The following is a 15,184-nucleotide window of genomic DNA, read 5'->3' on the forward strand; positions in this document are numbered from 1 at the left end:
TATTTTGCAAGCGGTTTTTCTTTGTATATATTAGAGTAAGACGTGTGTTTAATGCGAGAACAGACAACCCAGTATTATGAATACCCGTGTTCACAAAGCAGCAGAAAATAGAAACCCGGCTACCGGTCATCTCCAAAGTAATGGTAACCCGGTGTTTCAGTTGAAGGATAATCGTCCCGAAGCAATTGCTCAGCGAAGAATGCAGGAAGCGATTAGCAGCAGTCCCCGTGTGCAGCAATTAAATGCCCGCCAGGAGATGATTAGTAATAGTCCTCGGGTGTTGCAGCAGCATGCTCCCATTCAGATGGTAAAGCTTGGTCCGGCTGAGGCTGTGGCAGAGGCTGATGCAAAAAGGACGGCAAATCCGCACAATCGTGCCGCCATGACGAACGATTGGATTGCTGATGCAGATGAGGGTGCAACAACTGCCGCCTGGGCTTTAGCCGCTCCCCGTGGGTATGTCTACAATTCTTCCGCATCTATTACCAATGGCGGTCCCGACCGGCCCGTCAGCATCGACCTGAAGGCGAAGCCGGCAGGGGGTATAGAAGCGGAGTTCATATTCCATCTTCCCAGGTTTACCGGTATTGCTGCCATGATTGATTATTTGATACGGAGTTCCGGTATCAGGCGGAGAACTGACGCGATCAACGAACTCTCCGGCATCAACCTGGCAACATCAAGTGATTTCGAACTCAGGAAGATCGAAGATGCAGAAAGCGTGAGTATTGCGCCGCTTAGAAATAACCCGGTTTACCGCGCAAATAAAGCCGAAATCTTAGCATACGATCCCCATTTTTTTATTAACCTTAAACATCAAATTCGCGGTAAAAATACCGAACTGGGCAACATCCGCAGCAACCCTCAATATATCAGTCGCCTTGCAAATAAAAAGGCGCGGGAAGCCAAACAGACATACCCGAATGTATACAGAATTGTTTTGGCCGAACTTCCTGCGGAAAGAAAAGATACCGATTACGCACGATTTACCGGAGTAGAAAACAACATGGCCAGGCTTAACCAGGCGTATGCAATTGCCAGTGCATTGTTTTCGGCAGAGGAAACACAGCGTCACCTGGCATTGAATGCAACATTTGACCGTTATAAGCGTATCAGGGCTGAATTTGTGAATCTCATGAGTGGTTTGTCCGCCGCGTATAATGCAGCGCTGCATGCAACGTACCCTACTAAGGAAAGTTGGAGTTTAGCTGCCAGGCAACGGGCGGGTTTCGGAGAACAGTTTCGCGCACAGAGACCGGATTGGACCGGTGCGGAGAAAGACGAAGTTTCGCAGCTGTTAAAGGCCTTCTTAACGGTATTGAGCCGCAAAAGGCCTGCGTCTGAGGAACCGGAAAAAGAAACGGAACTGGATAAACGCAAAAGAGGAGATGAAGATGATCCGGATGCGAAGAGGAAATTCAAGCCCGAAGTAACGCCGCCTCCCCCGGTTACAGCTGTCAACAGCTAAAATATTTTCATCTGTTAGAATAATGGCCCTGGCATGCCCGGCTAAAACAGTGCGGCCGATGAACCTCGCGGATGCTTCTGCGGTGCCTCGGACTTGCGTATGTCATGGATAGTCCATGCACTATCAATACTGTTCCCATGCACTCCTCATGCACTCCTCATGCACTGTTAATGCACTATCAATGCACTATCTCCCTTAGATGACCGCATGGGTCCGCCAGGATAGGGGAAGCGGAATACAAATAATAGATTTACATTTTATTTAATATAATCCTTCAGATACCCACTTTGGGCTAAAAAAGCCTTATAATCCTTAATGTCAAGAATTTCCCTGACAGCCTGCTTTTTATCTGGGGCCTTCATGAAATATTGCTGTGTGATCTTATAACCCATCCAGTAACCCAGGTCATTAGGCCGGTCGTCTTTCCGGGAAACATCATATAGCCAGTCGATATAGTTTGTACTGTCAATTCTTGTTACAAATTCCCGGCATAGTTTTTCCTCGTTTTTATTCCCATAGTCTATGGCGGTTTTATTGGTGGTTGCCCCTGATATCAGTTCTCCCAAAAAATCCGCACTGCCTTCAATAATGCTCTGCTGCAATAAAGTTGGATTTTCCATCCAGTTCTTTTGCTGAAAATGAATCAGCTCATGCGCCACAATAAACGGGATGTTGCTGATATCAGTTTGTTTTTCGGCGCCAATGAACAAACCCTCTTCGTTGAATGTTCCACCCGAATTGTAAGCGCCGATCACAAAGTAAACAGGTGGATACTGCGCCGGCGGGTACCAGTATTTTAAAGCGTAAAATGTGCTTCTGCACTGCTTTTCCTTATCTTTCATCTGTAAAGTGGCGGCCCTGACTTTTTCATAGTCGTGGCTACGCTTCCTGACTACCTTATACAAATTTCCGGCGTTTTTAATCCTGTCCGGGATAAACCCTTTCACACCCGCACTGCCAATGTCGAGGTAGGCGCTGCCAAACGGGTTGACGGTTGTATCTTTTTTAAAAAGATCAAAAGCTTTCCAGAAATTATCTATGTCTTTTGTAAGAAAAACAGCGCTGTCGGGGTTACTTGAAAAAGCTGTCTGGGAATAAGCAACCGTGCAGGTAATTGCAACCAATAATAATGTCAGGCAATATTTAAGCATAGCAGCAGGTAAATTGAAAGGGCTTCATAATGATGTAAAATAATTTTTTTGAAGCAAATTTCAACAGGAATGTCTAGGTTGAAATAAATAATTAATGAGAAATTTCCTGGTTAAGGGGGGAGTTATCATCTGACAAAAGTTTCGGCGGAAAATTCTTTTTTTAACCGGCTTTTCGTATAATTATGCAACGTGCCGGTAACCCGGTTAACCCAATTTCAGGAAACCATATCAAAAGAACGGGCTTATGGAACTTCATGCTTTTGCGCCACCAGCGGATGGTAAAGATCACTTTCAGATAAACGATTTCATTTTTGAGATAGATGATACGCAGTCCGGACAGGATTTCGATTATTCCGGCGCTTTACTTATCACTATTGTTGCCCGCACCAGCGACGTGGAAAGAGCCGTAAAAGCAGCGCTGCTGGACGACTACGAGCCCACAGGGGAAGTGAAAATAGGGGTTCCCGCCCTGGGGATTTATAAAAGCGATGCACCGGAAGGAATGATTCATTTTAAGGAAGACAAGCACGAAGTGCCCTATCTTTCAATGAACCGCGAACGGTTTCATTATACGCTGAAGTTTTATGGGGATGTTGTTTTTAAAGATGGCTGGGTAGCGCTGCTGGGGCAGCTGAAACCTTCCTGGAGTGATCAGCCTGATTTCCCGGTTACTATTTACAGGAAGATAAATACCGCACAGCTAAACTGGGAGCGATACTGTTTTACTGCTGTGGAAGAAGCAGCCGGCGCCCCGGTGGAAAGGGTGAAGAAACTGGCGCTTATCAATCCCACATTCGACCGGTTGCCGAATGAATTTTATCGCCTGAAGGCATTGCGGCACGTGGAGATCACCGCTAAATGGCCGGTGAAGAAGCTGCCCCTGGAACGGCTGGATGATAAGCTGCTCCATTTCCAGGAACTGGAGCACCTGGTGATTGTTGATTCAAGCCTGTGCCGCATTCCTGAATATATGAGCAAGCTCACAAAACTCAGGCATTGTTCGTTTGCCGGAGGCGATTTGTCGCGCGTGCCCGCCCACCTCATGGATATGCCGCACCTGGAATACCTTAACCTGAACGGCAACCAGATCAGCGACATTTCAGTATTTGAATTGCCGGAGCTTAAATACCTGCACCTGGCGAAGAATCAATTAAAAACTTTGCCTGAAAACCTGCTGGCTTTACCAAAAATTGTAAAGATCAACGCAGCCAATAACCCGTTTTCATTCCTGCCCGCCGCTTATTCAGATTTTGCCGGGCTGGATCTGGATATGAATAATAAACAGCAGTTGCTTGATAATACCTACAAAGATGCAGATGGCAACGGACCAGTTATCTGGAACGATGAATTGTTTTTTGCTCAACAGGACGAAGTGTTAATCAGGCCCGTTGACGAAATTCTCATGAAAGACGGGTTGTTGCCGCACCGCGAAGCCTTACGTGCGCTCGTGAAAAGGACTATCGGGTTTAATCATTCCGGTGAGGAAGACTACACTGCTACCGGTAATCACCGGTTTGGCGGCATGCCCGACCTGCCTGAAAATATTGACTATCCTGATTATTACGACGATTACAACAAGCAGCATTATAAGTATGAATTTATAGCCCAGGTTAATTGTGAAGCACTGGCGCCATTGCAGGAATATTTGCCGGAAACAGGAACGCTTTTCTTTTTCCTGGAAACCATTCATAACATCGGCGCCCGCGACGGCCATTTGCCTTGTAAAGTGTTGTATGTGGCCGATAATTCCACCCTGCAATCCGGCAAAAGGTTTTCCTTCGGGGAGGAGGACTTTTATGAATTGCAGGACGGGCAATACACGCCCTATAAAGCACACGCCGTTGTTAAAAATTCGGCGCCGGGGTTTTACTCCTGGCATTCCAACCAGTACATTTTCCGGGAGGTTTCAAAACCGTTGCTGCAGGAGGAAGAACTACTCGGTAACCTGTACGAAATATTTGAAGAACCGGTTAATCTCCTGCTGGAAAGTGATCATGAAATCAACAACTATGGTTTCACCCAGCATCAATCCCCGGAGTTGCAGGCGGCGCTGACCTGCAAAGGTAATCCCGAAGACTGGACCATCCTGCTTACCGTGAAGTCCCGCGGGGATTTTGCGTGGGGAGATGCCGGTGATTTGTTTTTTGTGATACATAAAAGCGACCTGGCGAAAAAGGATTTCCGCAAGGTGTATCTAACAATAGAGAGCAGTTAAGTTTCGCAGATTACATCATGAAAGTTATATTGTTATGAGAAGAAAATTGATTTTGTTCTGGCAGCGTTATGGTCCTCCTATAGAAGTGGCGGGGCTTATACTTTTAATTATCGGGAGCACCTATATGAAAAACTCCGTTACCTTTAAAAGCATTGCCGTCGTTTTCTGGATTGTGTGTATGGTGATTTATATAATAGCGGAACCAACCTACCGGACATTCCGGTTCTGGCTCTTCCTGATACTTGGTTTAACCCTGGCCACCAGCCAGGTACTTCAGTTGATAGCTACCTTTAATTAATTATCCGGGGGGAGATATATAACCGCACATAGCGGTTGCTTTCTTTTTAAATGGGTTGCCGCAGGCAAGAAATTCCTTTTTGATACGTACTTTCGAAGTTTAATAAAGCTCCCGGTTTACAAAGTTATGGATGCAGGAATATTTATAACCAGCACATCGCTGCTGGATGATACTTTTTTTGAAGATGTTACCCTTTTCATTACTGAATATAATGAAAAGGGAGCGATGGGGTTTGTGGTGAACAAGGAGTTTCCCCGTAAGTTTAATGAATTGGAAGAGTTTAAATATAGTCCGCCGTTTCCGCTGTATGATGGCGGCCCCGTGGACCGGGAACATCTTTATTTTGTACACCGGCGTCCTGAGCTGATAGCAGGAGGTATCCCGGTAGCGGATAACATCTATATGGGAGGGGACTTTAAGGCTGCGGTGATGTATATGAATAATGGAACGATATCAGAACAAGACATCCGGTTATTCATCGGGTATTGTGGCTGGAACATGCATGAACTCGAAGAAGAAATAGCAGAGGGCAGTTGGGAGATCTGGAAGGAAGGCAGGCTGTTTTAATGGCCGACAGGTGGATTTTTAAAAAAGAAGTTATTTTGCAGGTTGAATTTGCGAAGTAAAATTGATAAATAGTATTAATATGTCTACAGGTGAAAATATAGATGCCAGCTTAAGCGGAGATCCGTATGAAAATTTTCGTTCATTGTTGCAGCAATCAATAGTATTCCCCACTGAATATACTTTTAAGTTTATTATTAAGGCGGACGAGGATAAGATAGCAGAGCTGAAGTCGATGTTTGCGGATGTAAGCGCACGAATTACAGAAACCAATTCTTCCGGGGGGAAATATAAATCTTTTACCGTGCAGTTACCTGTTCAGGATGAGGAAGAGGTGATCTCGTACTATAAGGAGGTGTCAAAAATTGATTCGGTGATTATGCTGTAGGAGCGGTTACCAGGCAAAAAACTATGCATGAATTGTTATAATATTGACATTTTTCGATATGTTGCATCGTGATTAAACCCAATTGCCTATATTCGGGAATTTATATATAATTTTAATTTAAAATTTATGAAGCAAACAGTACCTGCCTTTGCCCTGCTGCTTACACTTGCAGCATGTGGCGGTGCTTCGACTGATCAGGCGAAGACCGAAGAAAAGAAAGAAGCAGCTGTGACCGCCGGCGCAGCTTATGCAATTGACACTGCCACTACAACTGTACAATGGCGTGCTACTCACAAAGGTGGATTTGCCCCCCGCTTTGGTACTATCAAAGTTGCAGATGGTAGTCTCAACGTTGAAAACGGAGCGGTTACCGGTGGTAGCTTTGCCGTAAACCTGGCTACCCTGGTGGCGGACCCGGCTTCTGTTACTGAACCGGATAAAAAGGCTTCCGATCTGGAAGGGCACCTGAAAAGCCCTGACTTCTTCGATGTGGCCAAGTATCCATCAGCTAAATTTGTTATCACATCTGTAGCTCCTTTCGACAGCACCAAGCAGAAAAGCCTGCTTCCTGGCGCTACCAATCTGATCAGCGGCAACCTGACGCTGAAAGACAGCACCCTGAACATCACTTTCCCTGCACAAGTTACTGTTGGCGAAAACGACATTACTGCTAATGCAAAATTCGTGATCGACAGATCTTCATGGGGTATCACCTACAAAACAGAAGGCAGCCCTGAAAACTGGATGATCAGTAAAGATGTTGAAATTGGTTTCAGCCTGAAAGCAGCAAAGAAATAAATTCTTTATTACGGCTTAAAGTCCTGATATATCAATATCAAAAGAAAGCAGCCTGGCACATGATTGTGCCAGGCTGCTTTCTTTTAGGTAGTCGCTGTATTGTTTTATTTTTGCCAGCTCATAGCCGCAACCCGGCGGGATATCCCAGCTTTTACGATGTATGTTTTTTATGAGTGAAGATATAAATCCCGGCGCCTGTTAGTAGTAACACCAGGCATAGCAGGTACCCTGCCTGGAGCATTAAATGGGGAGCAGGCAATGCTGGTGCGTGGTATTGAAAAACCGGGAAGTTTTTATAATCTGCCGGCGTAAGGCGTTTGTCGGGAATATGAAAACCGTAAAGGAATGTTTTCCATTTTTGCTGATAGATATCAGACTGCCGGGAGAAATCCTGGTATGCAGTTAACTGGGTCCCGGCTAAGCAATTGAGCCATTGTTGTACCAGGGAAGATGGATTCCGGTTGGAAAGCGTTTCAAAATGAAGATTACGTTGCTTTATCTTCTCCTGGAAGGGCGTAAGCACTCTGTTCATCCGTTTTTCCAGCAGATCGTAATACCCGGCTACATATCGTGTACTGAGCGGCAGCGTATCCCTGGCGGGGTTGATGCTGGCGGCATACTGCGGATTATACCGGTTGAAGCTGTCGGATAGTATCCGGGCAGGCGTATTCCATATCTCTTCTCCCTGGTGGCGACGATACGCAGCAATCTCATCTTTCATCGGCAGGGGATATTTTTTTTGCACATAGGTATTGATGAGTGATGGCAGGATAACGAGGAGCAGCATCCAGCAGCTCACCAGGTACAAACCTGTGCGGGTACCGCTGAACCGGAAGGCGAGCACAACATAGGTGATCGTGATCCAGAACAGGAGATATAACAAGGTAGCTGAACACCATAGCAGCATTGTGACGGCGGAAGGAAAGGATTGTTTATAAGCCAGGATAAATCCCAACGCATTAACGGTGAGCAGGAGAGTAGCCAGCACCAGCAAGCGAAAAAGCAGCTTTAGAGCAATGATACGGTGAATGCTGCCTGCATGAATCATGAGCATGGTTAATGTGCCGGTTTCTTTCTCGGAAGAATACAGGTTATAACAATATACCAGGACGAGTAGCGGTAGTAAATAGATGATCACAAATGCAAGGTCGAAATTACCGGCGAACAGCATCATCGGGTTGCTGACAGGCATATCGGTTGCCTCCTCAAAGCTTTTGGTGTATTTGATTTGCTGGTAGCAGGGCTGGATATCGTTGAGGCCAAGTGAAAGAGCGGCCAGCGGAGCCGGTAATTTAACGGTATTTTGCGGCAACCAGTAATTAACCATAACGGCCAGTCCTGCATTTTTTGCAGTTGCCCTGCCCTTATCAGTAAGGGTATCTGAAAACCGCCGGAGTGCCGTCACATAATCGCGGTGGTATCCTTCCCGGATACTATCGGCCTGGATAAACCGGCTTTCAATAGTGCGGTTGGAGGAGCGGATGGATAGTAAGCCGATCAACATAAACAGCAACAGGCTTACCAGCATCCATCGTTGCCGCAGTAATTGTTGCCATTCAAACAGGAAAATAGTTTTTAGCAGCATCATAGCTTTATCTTAATAAGTTGCTTTGCAGTAAGGTTTACAAGTATTATTATCAGCACACACCAGGCCCCCAGGGCCAGCCATGCCAGGTGATGCCAGGCAACGGCGCTTTTGGCCGGAGGTGGATCATAGGTGAAATCTTTCATTCTTTTAAAAAAATCCGGTCCTGCTTTATAATCATAGGTAAGATATTGTGCGCCGCTGTTGGCCAGGTCCATATTCAGTATACGGATAAACTCATCCCGGTATTTTTTTGCCTGGTGATGAAAGGAACGGTGATGATAATAATCAGATCCGGAAAGCCCCATCGACACCTGCTGAATAGCGATGAAAGGAGACCCCAGTCCGGCTTTTTCCAACTGTTCCTGCTGCAGTTCGATGATCTCTTCTACTTCACCGTTGTATCGTTCATATACTTTGGTATTGTAGTCTTCGCCATATTGCATGGAGAGGCCATCGAAGTTGACCGGCAACTGTTTCACAGAATCCACCCCGTATTTTTTCAGCGTGCTGTCCAGGTAGCGCTGGTAACGCTGTATGCTGGTGCCATCGCCATGCAGTCCTTTGCTGTATCCCTGCGCCATCCGTTTGTTTAATTCATAGCGGGAAGGTAGCGGATGCCCTTCATCGATGAGGCGTACGGTTAGCCTGGGCGCCAGTACCGACAGCAGGAACCATATGCCGATGCAAGCCACCAGGGCGCCGCTGGAGCTACGGCTCCACGCCGATACCAGTGTGCCTATGCTGGTGAACAGGAAAAAGTAAACCAGGTAGCCCACGGCAAACAGGCCGTAACGAACAGGAATATCCGGCTGACTGCCTTGTTGAAATACGGGTAAGCCCAATAGTATAAAGGCCGGAATAATAATCGTAAGAACGATCGCATAGTTGCCGGTGATTTTCCCCCAGATGAGTTGCTTAGGTCGTATGCCCTGCATTAACAGTAAGGGCAGGGTATTGCCTTCCCGCTCACGGGTAATGGTACTGTAGGTGATAAGCAGGATGAGTAAAGGTATCAGCAGCTGTAAAACCATCGATACAGATAGTTCCCCGAAGCGCAGCTGACTGTCGGTAGTCTGGGCTTCTGCCTGGTTTACTTCATGCTGAACATGCGCCTCCACCCGGTAGGTTACGCCGAGGTAACGGTTAAGCCCATAGTCGTATATGCTGAGAAAGGTGTTGGGCTTAAACAGATATGTACCAAAATGAGCCGCAGAATGTGGATTGGCTTGTTGTTCTTCCCATTCATGGCGGAACATGGCAGCAGCCCTGTTTTTTTGCAGCGATGTTTGCTGTCCGCGCTCCCATCCGGTATACGCAGCCGCCGCCAGTAAAATCCAGGCGATCATCGCCAGCAGCATCACTATCCTGTCTCTGTAGATCATTACATACTCATGAGTTGCAATGGTAGATAGCGGTGAGCGTTTTTTCATAGAGAGATGTTTTACCTGAATGAGCAATTCAATGATACCAGCAGATTTCCTGGCGCGCCAGGGGTATAGGAATTAACAACCCCACTCACAGCATACCGTTTGTTGGCCAGGTTATTACCATTGACCTGGAGGCTGTATTGTTTATACCGGTATCCGACGAGGGCATTGAAAATAGTATAGGCAGGCATTTCCAGCACGTCGGTACTGGTTTCTTTTTTATTACTGAAATAACGGGTATCCACATACTGGAAACCTGCACCTATGAAAAGTCCTTTCAGCGCGTTGGTAGTAAAAGTGTATTTAGCCCAGCCGTTGGCTGAATTTTCGGGAGAGTTGGCAAAGAGCTGACCGATGTCTTCCGGCTTTATACTTTTCGTAATTTTTGTTTTGTTGTAATTGTAATTGACATTGAGGAAAAGAGTGCCCAGTAGCGTACCTTTTGCGCCAATCTCGATTCCCCGGCTCTGTACCTGCCCGATAGCCTCTCTCCAATATGGCAGATCAGGTTTTGGAACCGACTGCAACACATTTTTCCGGTCGCTCTGGTAAATTGATATAAAGGGTTGAAACGTGTTTTGGAAGAATTCTCCCTTAGCACCGAATTCATATTGCTTGGAGGTTTCAGGGGCAAAGGGTCCTCCGTTTTCAGTGTTATTACTATAGTGGGGAGAAAAGCCTTCGTTATAATCCAGGTAAATGGAAACGGTGCTGACAGGCTGATAAACAACTCCCAGCCGCGGAGAAAAGTTTTCCGTGCGTAAGGGACGTTCATCATTCTGGACGGTGCCATCCGGCTTATCAGCAAAATAGCGCCGGAAGTAGTTGTTATATCTCAGGCCGGCCAGAATTTTCCATTTGGAAGTAATTTCAATCTGGTCCTGTGCATAGGCGCCGAATGTATTATAGGTGAATTTTTCTGTTCTTGATTTACCATAGAAGGTCATTCCCGTAGTATCGTAGCGGCTTTCCTGTTCTGTGTCGAATACCGGTAACCGTGTAGCGGCATACTGCAGGATGCCATTGGGATAGTTGTTGCGCGACAGCATTGCATCGCCACCGATGGTGACCTGGTGGATGATCTTCCAGGTTTTAACCTTTATGTTCGTGTAAATATTAACGGTGGTTTGTGGAGAGTTGATCTGTTGCCAGCTATAGGAACGGCTCACGGTATTGTCGGTGGGCCGTACAAATCCGGAAGCGGTATATTGATTACGATCGGCCCTGGATTCGCTGTAAGCTGCCAGCAGTCCAATTTTCCAGTTACCGGAAATACGATGTTCCATCACAGATTGCACCTGGTAATTATTGCCTTTGTAACGGCTGTCGTAGCCCGGGTTAAAATCGTAAGGCACCAGGAAGATACTGTCTTTATCCTTGCTTTTGTAGATGGGAACGCGGGGCTGATAATTATTGCCGGCGTCTTCATTTACGTAATTACCATTTATCTGCCAGCTGGTTTTTGGATTTATTTCCCATTTCAGTGAGCCATATACCTGTATACTGCGGCGATCAAAATGCCGGGTAAAGCTGCCCCCGCTTTGCCACCCGGCGCCGGCGAGAAAGTAGAGGTTTTTCTTTTTATTGATGCTGCCGGTGATATCGGCCTGCGCCCTCATGAGGTCAAAAGAGCCCGCAGCAACAGTGGCGTTTACCACACGGTATTTCCGCGGTTGTTTGGTGACCATATTGATATTGCCGCCCATTCCGCCTTGTCCGTATAAGATAGCAGACGGGCCATGTATCACTTCCACACTTTCAATATTGCCGAGTAACGGGAGCTGACCTTCCGGGTAGGGCGAGCCTGTCATGCCATTGGTGGTAACTCCGCCGATACCGGAAGTGTAACCCCTGGAACTGAAGCTGCCGTAATAGTCGGTGGAGGTGAAACCTGCCACATTCCGGAGCGCTTCATCCAGCTGGAAAAGCTGCTGGTCGTTAATCGTGGTACGGTCTACCGACTGGATATTTTGCGGAATATCTCTCAGCGGGGTATTAGTCCTGGTGAGTGCACTGGATTGAGCGGATGGCCGCTTACCTGCAATATGTACCTCTCTTAACGTGGACGTAGCTATATCAAGTTCCAGGCGAAGAAATATTGTTTTATTATTTTCTACTGTAATGCGGCTACTCTTGGCTTTATATCCAACGCCGCTCGCAATCAGTACATAATTGCCGGGTTGTATGCCCGTGAAGAAAAAATTTCCGTCGTCATCAGTTTGGGTAGCTTTCGATCGCCCTTCCATACTGATGGTAATGCCCGCGAGTACTTTCTGATCGGGACCGGAAATATTTCCCTGGATTTTGCCATGCTGGGCATAAATTATATTTGAAGCTACACAGAGTAGCAGTACAAAACAGAGGCGCTGAATCATTGTTTGTAATTAATGAAGGATAAATGGAGAAATTAATGAGACATAGGTGCGCAGCCAAACGCGCCGGCGCCGGCGGCATACATTGAAGTAGTGGAATCGGTATTAAAAAGCGGCAGGAGGACCTTTATTGGAGCAGGCAAAAGAGGGAATTTCACAGGTAGCCACAGCGGGGAAGGCATAACGATGCGTGGCTGGCGTCAGCACAGGGCCTGCATACTTATCCTGCTGGCTATAGTAAACCGTATACTGATGATCGCATACTTTACATCCGGCAGGAACATATTTGCAGGCTTTAGTAATGCCCGTATCAAAAGATGTTGCCGTTGTTTTTATGGTTTCCGGATGCGAATGCCAGTAGTGAACAGGCATTGCAATAAATGCATATAGCGCCAGCAATACGCTGGCGACCCATGATCGATATTTCGGTGGCAGTATCAATTTTGACACAACAGTGTATAAAATTAATTGTTGTTTTTCAGCACATATCCGGCCTACAATGCACCAAAGCTGAACAGTATTTCTCCTCTATTCACCGGTGGAGTGGCGATCTGATAAACGATAAAGCCATCAATGGGCGAATAGATATCGGTTAGCAGGGTCCCTTTTAAATCGGTGATGTAGCCTAACTTCATCCCCTTGCTGATCAGTTGTCCGCTTCTGCAATCGCTGTAAAAAATACCGGTATATTCACTGTTGATTGAACTGCGTTTGGTGATTTCCAGCGGATGATTGGGCATTTCAACTTTGCCCGGCAAGAATTGCAGGCTTCGCATTAAATTTAGCAGGCCACTGTTTATTTTTGTTACTTCAGCTGTTGAAACATTTCCCAGCCTGCCACATTCAATTGCAACAGTTGGTATTCCCTGCCGCACTGCTTCCTTTGAGCAATACAGTGTTGGCGCTCCATTTACAAAGCTGGCTTCAGATTTCATGATCCAGTCGAAGCCCAGTGCCTCTGCCATTTGCCTGGCTTTGGCGGTTTGCCCGCCATATACATAGTATCCCACGTAATCGTGCAGGTCTTCCGGGGCATCACCTGCGTGTATATCTACCAGGTAATTACATCTGGGTAATATTTTCTGTGATAGTACCCAGGCAATGCAGGGCGTTTGGCTGCCTTTATTATCTCCCGGAAATTCCCGGTTAAGATTTTTCCCGTCAACCGGGTTATAGTATACGGACCTGCCAAGAAATGCGTTTACATTGGCTATATGAACAATGATGACCGTACCGCTTAATGCGGCAGGGTTAAGCTCCCGTGCCATTTGCTGCATGGCCATAATGGGTGGATATTCAAATCCGTGAATGCCGGCTATCAGCCCGATTACAGGACCCGTTTTTTTACCATGTATTACGGTAACGGGGATAAAGGTGCTGTCTTTTGAAGCCGTGATAACCGGTATATTAAACGAAGCTTTTTCTCCCGCCGTCACCTGGTGGCCTTCTATTGTAAATGGAGCCTGCCGGGCAAATATTTCCGGCGCCCGGAAACTTAACAACAAAGTAAGCATGTAGAAAGGAACAGATAATCGCATACAGTAGCCCTGATTGTAAAAATATCATTTGCAACAATGATGCAAATATATATTATTTCCGGAATTATCAATTTTTAAAGGGTTACCGGTAAAACCTGGTTGTATCCTGCAAGATAGAGCCGGGCAAAATAAATTTGTGTAGTTAAATAACTACATGTATATTTGTAGTCAAATAGCTACACAATGAATTTACGACGAGATGTATTTCAAGCCATAGCGGACCCGACAAGACGGGCTATACTTCTATTGGTAGCTTCGCAGGCCATGACAGCGGGTGCAATAGCCTCAAACTTTGACACCGCAAGGCCAACCGTTTCAAAGCACCTGCAGATACTCACGGAGTGCGAACTACTTGAACAAAAGCAAAATGGCAGGGAAATTTATTATCACATCAACGCAAAAAAAATGAAAGCAGTAGCAGACTTTATCGAACCATTCCGCCAAATGTGGGATGACCGGTTTAACAAATTAGAAGCCATCATGAAAAAGTACAAATCAAAAAAATAACACCCATATGGAACGTAAAACAAAAATTAATGCCGAAGACGGCAAACAGGAATTAGTAATAACGAGGGAGTTTGATTTGCCGGTGGAACTACTTTTTAAAGCCTATGTAGAGCCCGAAATTGTGGAGCAATGGATGGGAACCAAAGTACTGAAGCTTGAAAATAAAAAGCACGGCGGCTGGCATTTCGAAACAAGCGATGCCAGCGGAAAGGTAGTGTTTGAGGCCAGTGGCACCATCCATGAGTTTGTTCCGGACCAGAAAATTACCCGGACATTTGAAATGGAGAATGCGCCTTTTGCCGCCCAGCTTGAGTTCCTGGAATTTGAACCCCTTACGGAGGATACCAGTAAACTCAGTATGCATATCGTTTATAAATCTGTTGCACTCAGGGATCAGATGATGCAAATGGGTTTTGCCCCAGGTTTGAATATGGCACATAACCGGTTACAAACTGTTGTAAGCAAATTAAAATAACACATCATGTCAAAGAGAAATAAAATTATCTATTGGATTGCTACGCTTTGGCTTGCATTAGGAATGGTATCAACCGGATTAGTACAGTTATTTAAAGAGCAGGACGAAACAGATTTTACCGCGCATCTGGGCTATCCCACTTATTTACTGACAATACTGGGCGTCTGGAAATTGTTGGGAGCTGTAGCAATACTTATTCCTAAATTTCCTTTACTGAAGGAGTGGGCGTATGCAGGCTTTTTCTTTGCCATGTCAGGAGCGGCCCTTTCACATCTGGCAACAGGTACGCTGAACAACATATTTCCCTCGTTGTTATTACTCGCCCTGACGGCGGTATCCTGGTACTTCAGGCCTGCGGATAGGAAAACTATTTCAGTTAATCAATAAAAATGAAA

15 protein-coding genes are annotated in these 15,184 nt (G+C 46.0%); 9 read left to right on the forward strand and 6 right to left on the reverse strand.

Annotated features, from left to right (window positions below):
- Nucleotides 1-76 precede the first annotated feature (76 nt).
- The gene (locus ACMXI2_RS06605; RefSeq protein WP_483780909.1) at nt 77-1,468 is read left to right on the forward strand and encodes a hypothetical protein; all 1,392 of its coding nucleotides are present in this window, start codon (nt 77-79) and stop codon (nt 1,466-1,468) included.
- Nucleotides 1,469-1,725: 257 nt separating this feature from the next.
- On the opposite strand, the gene ACMXI2_RS06610 is transcribed toward ACMXI2_RS06605, so the two are convergent.
- Nucleotides 1,726-2,619, reverse strand: a complete 894-nt coding sequence (locus ACMXI2_RS06610) for a DUF2268 domain-containing putative Zn-dependent protease (RefSeq protein WP_483780910.1) — start codon at nt 2,617-2,619, stop codon at nt 1,726-1,728.
- 244 nt (nt 2,620-2,863) lie between these two features.
- Here ACMXI2_RS06610 and ACMXI2_RS06615 point away from each other — a divergent pair, with 244 nt between their 5' ends.
- From ACMXI2_RS06615 to ACMXI2_RS06635, 5 genes are all read left to right on the forward strand, one after another.
- Nucleotides 2,864-4,834, forward strand: coding sequence for a DUF1963 domain-containing protein (locus ACMXI2_RS06615; RefSeq protein WP_483780911.1), 1,971 nt, complete (start codon nt 2,864-2,866; stop codon nt 4,832-4,834).
- A 34-nt stretch (nt 4,835-4,868) separates the two neighbouring features.
- On the forward strand, nt 4,869-5,132 hold the full coding sequence (locus ACMXI2_RS06620) for a hypothetical protein (protein WP_483780912.1): 264 nt from the start codon (nt 4,869-4,871) through the stop codon (nt 5,130-5,132).
- A gap of 126 nt (nt 5,133-5,258) precedes the next feature.
- A complete protein-coding gene (locus tag ACMXI2_RS06625) occupies nt 5,259-5,699 on the forward strand; it encodes a YqgE/AlgH family protein (RefSeq protein WP_483780913.1) in 441 nt (146 codons plus the stop codon).
- A gap of 79 nt (nt 5,700-5,778) precedes the next feature.
- Nucleotides 5,779-6,084: an HP0495 family protein gene (locus ACMXI2_RS06630; RefSeq protein WP_483780914.1), complete on the forward strand. Its 306-nt coding sequence runs from the start codon at nt 5,779-5,781 to the stop codon at nt 6,082-6,084.
- Between the two features lie 126 nt (nt 6,085-6,210).
- Nucleotides 6,211-6,882, forward strand: a complete 672-nt coding sequence (locus tag ACMXI2_RS06635) for a YceI family protein (protein WP_483780915.1) — start codon at nt 6,211-6,213, stop codon at nt 6,880-6,882.
- A 151-nt stretch (nt 6,883-7,033) separates the two neighbouring features.
- Here the strand turns inward: ACMXI2_RS06635 and ACMXI2_RS06640 are convergent, their stop codons facing one another.
- The 5 genes from ACMXI2_RS06640 to ACMXI2_RS06660 all read right to left on the reverse strand — a co-directional run bounded on the left by ACMXI2_RS06640 (nt 7,034) and on the right by ACMXI2_RS06660 (nt 13,807).
- Nucleotides 7,034-8,470 (reverse strand): DUF3526 domain-containing protein, encoded by a 1,437-nt coding sequence (locus ACMXI2_RS06640; RefSeq protein ID WP_483780916.1) that lies wholly within the window; start codon nt 8,468-8,470, stop codon nt 7,034-7,036.
- Nucleotides 8,467-9,900 carry an ABC transporter permease gene (locus tag ACMXI2_RS06645; protein WP_483780917.1) on the reverse strand — a complete coding sequence of 478 codons (1,434 nt, stop codon included), beginning with the start codon at nt 9,898-9,900 and terminating at the stop codon, nt 8,467-8,469. The genes ACMXI2_RS06640 and ACMXI2_RS06645 overlap by 4 nt, the downstream gene beginning before the upstream one ends.
- Before the next feature lie 11 nt (nt 9,901-9,911).
- Complete coding sequence (locus tag ACMXI2_RS06650; RefSeq protein ID WP_483780918.1) at nt 9,912-12,272, reverse strand: TonB-dependent siderophore receptor; 2,361 nt, start codon at nt 12,270-12,272, stop codon at nt 9,912-9,914.
- Nucleotides 12,273-12,374: 102 nt separating this feature from the next.
- Nucleotides 12,375-12,719: a hypothetical protein gene (locus ACMXI2_RS06655; RefSeq protein WP_483780919.1), complete on the reverse strand. Its 345-nt coding sequence runs from the start codon at nt 12,717-12,719 to the stop codon at nt 12,375-12,377.
- 44 nt (nt 12,720-12,763) lie between these two features.
- Nucleotides 12,764-13,807 carry a succinylglutamate desuccinylase/aspartoacylase family protein gene (locus ACMXI2_RS06660; protein ID WP_483780920.1) on the reverse strand — a complete coding sequence of 348 codons (1,044 nt, stop codon included), beginning with the start codon at nt 13,805-13,807 and terminating at the stop codon, nt 12,764-12,766.
- 183 nt (nt 13,808-13,990) lie between these two features.
- Between ACMXI2_RS06660 and ACMXI2_RS06665 the strand changes: the two genes are divergently transcribed.
- Genes ACMXI2_RS06665 through ACMXI2_RS06675 form a run of 3 tightly spaced genes read left to right on the forward strand, consistent with a single transcriptional unit; the run spans nt 13,991 to nt 15,176 of the window.
- A complete protein-coding gene (locus tag ACMXI2_RS06665; protein ID WP_079468362.1) occupies nt 13,991-14,314 on the forward strand; it encodes an ArsR/SmtB family transcription factor in 324 nt (107 codons plus the stop codon).
- A gap of 7 nt (nt 14,315-14,321) precedes the next feature.
- Nucleotides 14,322-14,789 (forward strand): SRPBCC family protein, encoded by a 468-nt coding sequence (locus ACMXI2_RS06670; RefSeq protein WP_483780921.1) that lies wholly within the window; start codon nt 14,322-14,324, stop codon nt 14,787-14,789.
- Nucleotides 14,790-14,795: 6 nt separating this feature from the next.
- Nucleotides 14,796-15,176, forward strand: a complete 381-nt coding sequence (locus ACMXI2_RS06675; RefSeq protein WP_483780922.1) for a DoxX family protein — start codon at nt 14,796-14,798, stop codon at nt 15,174-15,176.
- Nucleotides 15,177-15,184: the final 8 nt, after the last annotated feature.

The sequence above is a fragment of the Chitinophaga sp. G7 BAM 1005 genome (genome assembly GCF_057126945.1).

Coding starts and splice junctions, on each gene's coding strand:
- ACMXI2_RS06605 (WP_483780909.1), top strand. CDS start 77: ATGAATACCCGTGTTCACAAAGCAGCAGAAAATAGAAACCCGGCTACC.
- ACMXI2_RS06610 (WP_483780910.1), bottom strand. CDS start 2,619: ATGCTTAAATATTGCCTGACATTATTATTGGTTGCAATTACCTGCACG.
- ACMXI2_RS06615 (WP_483780911.1), top strand. CDS start 2,864: ATGGAACTTCATGCTTTTGCGCCACCAGCGGATGGTAAAGATCACTTT.
- ACMXI2_RS06620 (WP_483780912.1), top strand. CDS start 4,869: ATGAGAAGAAAATTGATTTTGTTCTGGCAGCGTTATGGTCCTCCTATA.
- ACMXI2_RS06625 (WP_483780913.1), top strand. CDS start 5,259: ATGGATGCAGGAATATTTATAACCAGCACATCGCTGCTGGATGATACT.
- ACMXI2_RS06630 (WP_483780914.1), top strand. CDS start 5,779: ATGTCTACAGGTGAAAATATAGATGCCAGCTTAAGCGGAGATCCGTAT.
- ACMXI2_RS06635 (WP_483780915.1), top strand. CDS start 6,211: ATGAAGCAAACAGTACCTGCCTTTGCCCTGCTGCTTACACTTGCAGCA.
- ACMXI2_RS06640 (WP_483780916.1), bottom strand. CDS start 8,470: ATGATGCTGCTAAAAACTATTTTCCTGTTTGAATGGCAACAATTACTG.
- ACMXI2_RS06645 (WP_483780917.1), bottom strand. CDS start 9,900: ATGAAAAAACGCTCACCGCTATCTACCATTGCAACTCATGAGTATGTA.
- ACMXI2_RS06650 (WP_483780918.1), bottom strand. CDS start 12,272: ATGATTCAGCGCCTCTGTTTTGTACTGCTACTCTGTGTAGCTTCAAAT.
- ACMXI2_RS06660 (WP_483780920.1), bottom strand. CDS start 13,807: ATGCGATTATCTGTTCCTTTCTACATGCTTACTTTGTTGTTAAGTTTC.
- ACMXI2_RS06665 (WP_079468362.1), top strand. CDS start 13,991: ATGAATTTACGACGAGATGTATTTCAAGCCATAGCGGACCCGACAAGA.
- ACMXI2_RS06670 (WP_483780921.1), top strand. CDS start 14,322: ATGGAACGTAAAACAAAAATTAATGCCGAAGACGGCAAACAGGAATTA.
- ACMXI2_RS06675 (WP_483780922.1), top strand. CDS start 14,796: ATGTCAAAGAGAAATAAAATTATCTATTGGATTGCTACGCTTTGGCTT.